The sequence below is a fragment of the Streptomyces sp. KR55 genome, from assembly GCF_052245645.1.
GTDB lineage: Bacteria > Actinomycetota > Actinomycetes > Streptomycetales > Streptomycetaceae > Streptomyces > Streptomyces flavusporus.
The window spans coordinates 1-8,965 of the sequence record NZ_JBQQCE010000403.1; the positions used below are offsets into that span (position 1 = coordinate 1).

General features: G+C 72.5%; 6 protein-coding genes and 2 pseudogenes. 4 read left to right on the top strand and 4 right to left on the bottom strand.

What is annotated here, in order from left to right; translation table 11 throughout:
• Positions 1–278: pseudogene (locus ACTWQJ_RS39375) on the top strand (RNA polymerase subunit sigma-70); the annotation flags it as partial.
• On the top strand, positions 275–1,735 hold the full coding sequence (locus tag ACTWQJ_RS39380; protein WP_443311237.1) for a zf-HC2 domain-containing protein: 1,461 nt from the start codon (positions 275–277) through the stop codon (positions 1,733–1,735). The pseudogene ACTWQJ_RS39375 and the gene ACTWQJ_RS39380, both read left to right, overlap by 4 nt.
• A gap of 191 nt (positions 1,736–1,926) precedes the next feature.
• On the opposite strand, the gene purU is transcribed toward ACTWQJ_RS39380, so the two are convergent.
• Both purU and ACTWQJ_RS39390 read right to left on the bottom strand, forming a co-directional pair.
• Positions 1,927–2,808, bottom strand: a complete 882-nt coding sequence (gene purU / locus ACTWQJ_RS39385) for a formyltetrahydrofolate deformylase (RefSeq protein ID WP_443311238.1) — start codon at positions 2,806–2,808, stop codon at positions 1,927–1,929.
• A gap of 59 nt (positions 2,809–2,867) precedes the next feature.
• Entirely contained in the window at positions 2,868–3,314 is a 447-nt protein-coding gene (locus ACTWQJ_RS39390) for an SCO4402 family protein (RefSeq protein WP_206306740.1), read from the bottom strand.
• A 189-nt stretch (positions 3,315–3,503) separates the two neighbouring features.
• Between ACTWQJ_RS39390 and ACTWQJ_RS39395 the strand changes: the two genes are divergently transcribed.
• Complete coding sequence (locus ACTWQJ_RS39395) at positions 3,504–4,811, top strand: ABC transporter substrate-binding protein (RefSeq protein WP_443311239.1); 1,308 nt, start codon at positions 3,504–3,506, stop codon at positions 4,809–4,811.
• A 26-nt stretch (positions 4,812–4,837) separates the two neighbouring features.
• On the opposite strand, the gene ACTWQJ_RS39400 is transcribed toward ACTWQJ_RS39395, so the two are convergent.
• Both ACTWQJ_RS39400 and ACTWQJ_RS39405 read right to left on the bottom strand, forming a co-directional pair.
• On the bottom strand, positions 4,838–6,793 hold the full coding sequence (locus ACTWQJ_RS39400; RefSeq protein WP_443311240.1) for a hypothetical protein: 1,956 nt from the start codon (positions 6,791–6,793) through the stop codon (positions 4,838–4,840).
• 201 nt (positions 6,794–6,994) lie between these two features.
• The gene (locus ACTWQJ_RS39405) at positions 6,995–8,380 is read right to left on the bottom strand and encodes a transcriptional regulator (RefSeq protein ID WP_443311241.1); all 1,386 of its coding nucleotides are present in this window, start codon (positions 8,378–8,380) and stop codon (positions 6,995–6,997) included.
• 330 nt (positions 8,381–8,710) lie between these two features.
• On the opposite strand from ACTWQJ_RS39405, the pseudogene ACTWQJ_RS39410 reads away from it, so the two are divergent.
• Positions 8,711–8,965, top strand: a pseudogene (locus ACTWQJ_RS39410) (bifunctional DNA primase/polymerase); the annotation flags it as partial.

Below are 8,965 nucleotides of genomic sequence, written 5' to 3' on the forward strand. Positions count from 1 at the left end.
AGAGCGGCCACGACTCCTCCGAGGACCTGGAGCGCAAGGTCCGCCACGCCTACGTCGCCGCCCGCGCCGACTACATCGTCCAGTCCATGCCGGCCCCGCTGCGCGCAGCCCTGGAACGTGCCTACTTCCAGCGCCGCGACTACCGCCAGACCGCGACCGACCTCGGCGTCACCGAGGACGAGGCCCGCCGCAGGCTCCGCCTCGGCCTGCAACTGCTCTCCACGGCCCACGACGCCGGCACGCCCGGGGCGCCGCCGGGATACGGGGGTGCGGTGTGACGGAGGCGGGACGCTTCGGGGCGTACGACGAGCATGAGGGGTTCGGGGAGCAGGAGGACGACGGGAAGTACGAGGAGTACGGCGGACACGAGGAATACGGCGAGCACGGCGATTCCGGCAACGGAAAGAAGGACGACCCGGACCCGGCTCCGCACCCGCCCCACGGCACCCGGGACGGCGGCGCGCCCGAGGGACCGGACGGCCCCGGCGACGGCGACGACCATGCCCCCGTACCCGGCCGGCAGCCGCCCCGCATACCCATGCCGCGTGCCTCGGTCGAGGACAGCGGACGGCCGCTGCCCGCCCTCGACGACCTGCGGGCGGCCATGCCGGACCCCGCGCCCCTCGTACTGGAACACCACGTCCTGAAGTCCCTCCTCGGAGCGTGGGCGCTGGCCGCCTGCTCGGCCGAGGAGACGGCGGCCGTCGAGGAACACCTCGGCACCTGCGGAAGCTGCGCGGACGAGGCCCGACGGCTGCGCGAGGCGGTCGGCCTGCTGCAGCGCCCGGACAGCCTCGACCTCGACCCCGGCCTGCGCACCCGCGTCCTGGCCGCCTGCCTCGACCGGCGGCCACCACGCATCCCGGTTCCCGAGTGGGCGAGGCCGTACGACGCCGAGAGTGCGCGGCTCGACGCCCTGCTGCAGGACTTCGGGGACTCCGAGTGGCACGCGCCGGTACGGCTGCGCTGGTTCGACGGTGCGCAGGCCCTGAGCCGCCGCACCACCGTTGCGGGAGTCATCGCACACCTGCTGGCGGTCGACGGGATCGTCGCGCTCGCCCTCGGGCTCGACGACCCTCTCGGCGACACCGACGCCGATGCTCCGACGCCCGCCGGCCGCACGGAGGCGTACTGGCGTGCCTCGCATTTCCCGCCGACCCGCTCGGTGCGGGGGCCCTGGCGGGAGCAGAGCCACGGCATCGTGCGGACGGTGTCCTTCACCGGCGGCGCGGGGAAGCTGGCGGTGTCGTACGGCGACTTCGAGCTGCCGCTGCACGACGCGATGATCGACCGGGCGTTCGAGTGCTGGGTGCATGCGGAGGACATCGCGGACGCGGTGGACTACCCGTACGAGCCGCCGTCCCCGCGCCATCTCCACCGCATGATCGACCTCGCGGCGCGCCTGCTGCCGGGTGTGCTGGCCGAGCGGCGCCGGTCAGGTCTCGCCGCGCCCGCCCGCACGCCGCGGCGGCTCGTACCGGCCGGTGAGCCCGGCCGGACCCTGCGCCTGGAGATCGAGGGCTCCGGGGGCGGGGAGTGGCTGATTCCGCTCGACTCGCCGGCGGCGGTGGGCTCCGCGGAGCACGAGGTGGCCCATGTCGCCCTGGACGGCGTCGAGTTCTGCCGCCTGGCCGCGGGCCGTGTTCCTCCGGAGGAGGCGGCAGCGGGGCAGGTCGGCGACCGGGAGGCGATCAAGGACGTGCTGCTTGCGGCGGCGAGCTTGAGCCGGATGTAGGGGTGGGTCCTCTATCGCGGGCGGCTGCGGGTGCGTCGTGGTTTCTCGCGCAGTTCCCCGCGCCCCTATAGGTGCGTCCACTGCACATACTCAAGGGGCGCGGGGCTGTATCGATATGCGGCTCCACCGCGTGGGCGCGACCAGCCCACGACTTTCCGCAGCCGCCCTCGAACCCAGAACCCCCCGAGCTCCTAGGCGAACACCACCGTCCGGCGCCCGTTCAGCAGGATCCGACGCTCCGCATGCCACTTCACGGCCCGCGCCAGCGCCTGGCACTCCACATCCCGCCCGATACCGACCAGCTGCTCCGGCGTGACGCCATGGCCGACCCGCTCGACCTCCTGCTCGATGATCGGCCCCTCGTCGAGATCGGCAGTGACGTAGTGCGCGGTCGCACCGATCAGCTTCACGCCCCGTGCATGCGCCTGGTGGTACGGCTTCGCGCCCTTGAAGCTCGGCAGGAAGGAGTGGTGGATGTTGATGATCCGCCCGCTCAGCTGCTTGCACAGGTCGTCGGAGAGGACCTGCATGTAGCGGGCCAGCACGACCAGCTCCACACCCTCCGAGTTCACGATCTCCAACAGCCGCGCCTCGGCCTCGGCCCTGTTGTCCTTCGACACCGGAATGTGGTGGAAGGGAATGTCATAGGAAGCCACGAGCTCGGCGAAATCGGTGTGATTGGACACCACCGCCGCGATCTCCACCGGCAGCGCCCCGATCCGCGCCCGGAACAGCAGGTCGTTCAGGCAGTGCCCGAACTTGCTGACCATCAGCAGGACCCGCATCTTCTCCTCGGCCCGGTGGATCTGCCAGTCCATCTGGAAGGAGTCACCGATCGCCGCGAAGCTGGCCCGCAGCTTGTCCACCGTCACCGGAGCGTCCGCCGAGAAGTGGACGCGCATGAAGAACAGTCCCGTGTCGTGGTCACCGAACTGCTGGCTGTCCTCGATGTTGCAGCCGGTCATGAACAGGTAGCTCGACACGGCGTGCACGATGCCCTGCTTGTCGGGGCAGGACAGGGTGAGGACGTACTGGTCGGCCGGGGCCGCGGCTCGGTTGGACTGCTCGTTCATGCAGGACAGGGTCCCACACCGAGCTCGGCACCAGGCAAGTCGTCCGGCGGTCGGACGAGCTACGCCGACCGCGTGAGTATCCGCAGCACCTCGAGCGTGCGCGGCGGCGCATCCGGGTCCTCACCGTCGCTCACCGCCATCCGCACATGGGCGTCCCGCGCGGCCCGCACCGCCTCCGGCCACGCCGGGTGGTCGACGTAGGAGGACACCGGCGCGTCCGGCCCGACCTGGTGCATGATCCGCAGCACCCGCAGTACGGCGGTGTCGACGAGCGCCGCCTCCTGCGAGTCGCGGAAGATCGTGCCGACGTACTTCTCGGCGGACCAGTGGTCGAGCCAGGTGTCCTCGACGAGCCGGTACACGGCGTCGGTGACGTCCCCGTACCCCTCGACGCCCGCCAGCCAGACGTCCCGCTGGAACGCCGGATCGGAAAGCATGTGCAGCGCGGAGCGCACATTGCTGCGCCAGCGCCACCACGGCATGTCGTTCAGAGGCATGTCGCCCATGGTGGATGAGCGACGCCCGCGGCGGGAAGAGTTCGCCGAACCTTGTACACCTTGCACACCTTGCACGGTCATCGATCGTACGTTCCTCGCCACGCGCCGTTCACCACCCCCCGCAATTCACCTTTACGTCACCAGGCGTTGACCAAGGGTCACTCCCGGGTTAGCAATGTGGCGGAATCGTGCGGGTACATGACCGGCAGGCGACGCATCCGCAGCACCTTCCTCCCCGCCCTCATCAGGCGGCCCGCCCGAGCGATCCGCACAGCGGGCGCCCTGGTGGTGTGCGCGTCACTCGCCGCCGGTTGCGGGATCATCCCCGGCACGGAGGGCGCCGGGGACGATCCCATCACCGTCATGACGTGGGCGCCGCAGAAGACCAACGCCACCAACAAGCCCGGTATGCCGGCCCTCGCGCTCGCCTACGCCCGCCACGTCAACTCCCACGGCGGCATCAACGGCCGCAAGCTCCGGGTCCTGCTCTGCAACGACCACAACGACAGCGTGGGCGCCGCCAAGTGCGCCCGCCGCGCGGTCAAGGAGAAGGCCGTCGCGGTCGTCGGCTCCTACAGCCAGTACGCCGACTCCTTCTTCCCGATCCTGGAAGGCGCGGGCATACCGTACATAGGCGGATACGGCATCACGAACGGCGAGTTCACCAGCCCCCTCTCCTACCCCGTCAACGGCGGCCAGCCCGCGCTGCTGGCCGGCCTCGGCAGGGAGCTCGCCGGGACCTGCGGTCCGGTCGCGCTGGTCCGGCCCGACACCATCGCGGGCGACGAACTGCCCACCTTGATCAACTCGGGCCTGCGGGCGGGCGGCCACAGCACGGCGAGCGACCTGCGCGCCGCGGAGGACGCCACCGAGTACTCCACGCCCTCCGAGCGGGCGCTGGACCGGGCCACGACGGACCTGACGCAGACGGGCTGCGTGGTGCCCGCGCTCGGCGACCGCACCAGCACCTTCATGGACTCCTTCCGGCGCGTCCGCGAGAACTACCCCGAGGTGCGCACCGGCACCGTGCTCGGCAGCGTCGACCAGACGGTCATCGACGCGACCGGCGGCGCGTCGAGCCCGTACGAGGGGGCGTACATCACCGGCTGGTACCCGGTGGAGACCGACAAGCGCTGGGACGAGATGAAGAAGGTGATCCGCGAGCAGGCCTTCACCGACACCCGCATCGACCCCGCGGACGCCGGTGTGCAGACCACCTGGATCGCGTACACCGTCCTCGAGGCCGTGGTGAAGTCGCTCGGCGACAGCAACGTGACCGCCGACTCCGTACGGCGCACCCTGGACGACGGTTTCAAGGTCACCACGGGCGGGCTCACGCCGACGCTGCAGTGGCAGTTCCAGGACGTGCTGGCCTCGGTGGGCTTCCCGCGGCTGGTCAACACCGACGTGACCCTGCAGGTCGTGCGGGAGGGCCAGCTGGTCGCGGCCAGGAAGAGCTTCATCGACGTGACGAAGACCCTGCAGGGCGCCGACGCGGACAACTGAGCCCGCGATGGCGCCCCGCGCCGGTCTCACAGCTGGGTCGGCTGGCGCTCGGTCAGGCCGTACGTCTTCGCGATCGCGTTCCACAGCTTGGCCGCTTCCGCCTTCTGCGTGCTGGCGGTGCCGCTCTCCCGGTTGCCGGCCGCGGTCTGGCCGGTGCTGCGGGCCTGGCCCTTCTTGCAGAGCTTGCCCCGCTGGCCGGCGACCTGGTCGGCCCACGCGGCGTAGTGGTTGTCGGCTGCGGCGGACGCCTTCCACGCCTTGTTCAGGGCGGCGGTCAGCGCCGCGTTGTCGGGCAGCTTGTCGACGGACAGCTCGGACAGCTGGGTGACCAGGCCATTGCGCTGCCCGGCCGCGGCCCGCAGGTTCTTGGCCGCCTGGGCCAGGTTGCTGCAGGACTTCACGTCGTTGACCGCGTTGATCACCGTGGTCCGGCTGTCGCCGCTGTCGGCGAGCAGCTTGTCCAGGGCGATGGCCTGCTGTTCGGCGGGATCGACGGACGGCGAGGCGGATGTCTCGCCGGTCGCGGGGGCCGTGGCGGAGACGGTCTTGGGGTCCTTGTCCTCCTCGCCGCCCCCGGTGGCCAGCAGCGCGCCGGCGCCGATGCCCACCACGGCGATGCCGATGCCGCAGGCGGCGATGAGCGGCACGCGCGAGCCGGTACGGCCACCGCGGCCGCCGCCGTCCCGGGCCGCACGCCGGCCACCGGCCGGGCCGGGACCGTCGTACGACGGCTGCGCGGCATGGCCCGCCGGCTGCGGTTCCTGGAAGCGGGGCAGCTGCTGCGTCGCCGCGGCCGGACTGTCGCCGCCCGGCCCGCTGCGGAAGAGGTTGTCGAACTCGGCGGGCGGCTGCCGGTCCCCGTACGGGGCACCGGGCGTCTGACCGGGCACGGGCGCGATGTACTGCGTGGCCTCGGCGTCGGGACCGGACGCCGACGGCAGCGGGCCGGGCGCACTCCGGGCCCGCCCGAGGTACTGAGTCGTCTCGGACGTCCCCTCGCCAGACCCCCCGGCCGGCATCTCCGGCGGCAACGCCCCCGGTCCGACCGGCGGCAGGTACTGCGTCGCCCCCTCGTCCCCGCCCGCGGCAACGGGCGGCAGATACTGCGTGGCCCCTTCGTTCCCGGGCGCGGACGCGACGGGCGGTATGTACTGGGTGGCACCTTCGTCGGGGCCGGAGGCGGGCGGCAGGGCGGCACCGTGCGCGGGCCGCCGGTGAGCGCCGTGACCGGCAGACGGCTGGTACGCGCCGTGCCCGGCGGGCGGCTGGTGATCGGTATGCGCGCCGGAAGGCTGACCGGCGTCATGTCCGGTGGACGGCTGGGGAGCGCCGTATCCGGCGGACGGCTGGTGCGCGCCCTGTCCGGTGGACGGCTGAGAGCCGTCGTGCGTGCCGGGCGGCAGGGGGGCGCGGGGGCCTGCGGGGGGCAGAGGGGCGTTCTGGCCCTGCGGGTGGGCGGGGCCGCCGGGGTTGGTGGGCGGCATGGGGGTGCCCTGACTTGCGGGTGGCAGCGAGGCGCCTGTGCCGCTCGTGGGCGTGGAGTACGTGTCCCCTGCGGCGCCGGGGGTCGGGTATGTGCCGTATGCGCCCTGTGCGTCGGTGCCGTACGCCTGGCCCGGTGCCCCCTCGGGTGGGAGCGGGCCCGGCTGGGACGGTACGGCGGGCGAGGTGTCCGGTGTGGCCCAAGGGGCCTGCTCCGGTGTGCCCCACGGCTCCGCGGGCGGCGTCTGCCAGCCCTGGCCCGGCGGCGGGGCCGGGGCCTGGTGCTGGTCGGGGCCCCACGGCTGGCCCCAGGCCTGGCCGCCGGGCGGGGCCGAGGCCGGGATCCGGCCGCCGGGGGCAGCCTGGTGCGGGCCGGCAGGCCGGTCGGCGGGTCCGCCCGTCATGCCCGGCAGCAGCGGCTCGCCACCGTCGGAGGGCAGCACGATGCCTTCGTGCGCGGGCCGCGCCGAGGGCTCCTCGCCCTGTCCACTCTGCGTCACCGGGACTCCTACGAATGGGGGACCTTCGGAATCGTCGGCTCACGCTACCGGGTCCCCTGAGCCCGGTGCCACGCAGCACAGGACCTGACCTCCTGCCCTGTGACCGCGGTAACAAAACCGGCCCGCGGCACGCTGTTTATGCCACCTCCCGCTCGCCATCCCCTCGTTTCCCGCACGTTCACGCACGCGCAGGGCGCTTGTTCACGCTGCCGCCTGCAGCTCCAGCCGCGCCCCGAACTCCCGCACCACGGCCTCCTCCTGGAACGGCTCCAGCCGCTGCTGAAGGTCCTCCATGTACTCGGCGCCCCGGTTGGAGCGCAGGGTCTCCAGGAGGTCCACGGCCTTCAGTCCCGTATGGCAGGCCTGCTCGATCTCACGCTGCTGCACCTGCGCTGTGGCGAGCAGCACATAGCCGATGGCGCGCCTGCGGGCCCGGGACTCGGGGTGCCCGTCGAGGGACTCCTGCGCGTAGCGCGCCGCCGCCTCGGCCTGGCCCAGATCGCGGTGGCAGTGCGCCAGCTCGTCGGCGAGGTAGGCCTCGTCGAAGTGCGCGATCCACGCCGGGTCGTCCCCTGAGGCGGCGTCCGCCTGCTCCATGGCGCTCACCGCCCGCCCGGCCGCCGACTCGGCGGCCCGCGCATCGCCCATCAGCGCGTGCCCGCGTGCCTCCGCCGCGTGGAACATCGCCTCCGCGCGCGGGGTCACGCGCCCGCGCGCCCCCTCCTGCGCCGCACGCGCCAACTGCGCGATCTCGCGCGGGTTCCCGAGCTGCGCGGCGAGGTGGCTCATGGACGCGGCGAGCACATACCCGCCGTATCCGCGGTCGTCGGCGGCCTGCGCCAGCCGCAGCGCCTGGATGTAGTAGCGCTGGGCGAGCCCGGGTTGCCCCGTGTCGACGGCCATGTACCCGGCGAGCTCCGTCAACCGCGCGACGGATGCGAAGAGTTCACGCCCGACGGCCTCCCGGTAGGAGCCGGCGAGCAGCCCGGAGACCACGCTGTTGAGGTAGTGCACGACGACCGGGCGTACATGCCCGCTGCCGTACTGGTGGTCCAGGTCGACCAGCGCCTGCGTCATCGCACGCACCGCGGCGACGTCGGACTGGCCCACGCGCGGTCCCGCCGCACGCGCCACCTGCGCGTCGGGCGCGGAGATCAGCCAGTCACGGCTGGGCTCGACCAGCGCGGAGGCGGCGACGGAGGAGCCGGACAGGAAGTCCCGGCGGCCCACGTCACTGCGCCACAGCTCACACACCTGCTCGATGGCTCCCAGTACCGTCGGCGAGAACTGGAGGCCGACGCCCGAGGCGAGGTTCTTGCCGTTGGCCATGCCGATCTCGTCGATCGTGACCGTACGGCCGAGTTTGCGGCCGAGCGCCTCGGCGATGATCGCCGGGGCCCGTCCGCGCGGCTGCTGTCCGCGCAGCCAACGGGCCACGGACGTCTTGTCGTAGCGCAGGTCGAGACCGTGCTCGGCGCCGCACATGTTGACCCGGCGGGCCAGCCCGGCGTTCGAGCAGCCCGCTTCCTGGATGAGCGCCTGCAGCCGTTCGTTCGGCTGCCGCGCAACGAGAGGCCTTGCGGCCATTGGCGTACCCCCTGTGGCTGCGGTGCCTGCCCACGCACCGAGTTGGTCGGTCTTCCCTGACCGGAACCGCTGCCTTCGTCAGAGGCGGCACATTCCGGCCGTGAAGATCAATGCCCCGCGGACATGCGCACAATGCGAGCCATGCGGGGAATGCTGAGGATTGCCGGGGAACGGCGGATGCCATCCCCACCCCTGGCTACCCAGCTCCCACCGCGGATCCTCCCGCGCGCCCCCACACGTGCATCCATGCGCCCCAAACGCCGAATCAATGCTCCTCCCCCGCGCGCGGACTGGCCGTAACCCCAGGTTGGTGCGGGAGTTGAGTGGAGCGTGGAAGAGACGATCCCGGCCACCGAAGCCGCCCAGATTCCGAAGCAGCGCGGGGAATCGCTGCTGGACACCGCCGTTCGCTACGCCGAGGAGCGCCACTGGGACGTGTTCCCGGGTACCTGGCTGGAAGCCGTCGACGGGGTGCAGCGCTGCTCCTGCGGTGACGCCGCGTGCGGTGCGCCCGGGGCGCATCCGACCCGCCCGGACTGGGAGACGCTGGCGACGGGCCGCGCGACCGCCGCCCGCCGGATGTGG

Excerpts from the sequence above, each read along its gene's own strand:
- ACTWQJ_RS39405 (WP_443311241.1), bottom strand. The coding sequence starts at position 8,380 with ATGGCCGCAAGGCCTCTCGTTGCGCGGCAGCCGAACGAACGGCTGCAG.
- ACTWQJ_RS39395 (WP_443311239.1), top strand. The coding sequence starts at position 3,504 with ATGACCGGCAGGCGACGCATCCGCAGCACCTTCCTCCCCGCCCTCATC.
- ACTWQJ_RS39390 (WP_206306740.1), bottom strand. The coding sequence starts at position 3,314 with ATGGGCGACATGCCTCTGAACGACATGCCGTGGTGGCGCTGGCGCAGC.
- purU (WP_443311238.1), bottom strand. The coding sequence starts at position 2,808 with ATGAACGAGCAGTCCAACCGAGCCGCGGCCCCGGCCGACCAGTACGTC.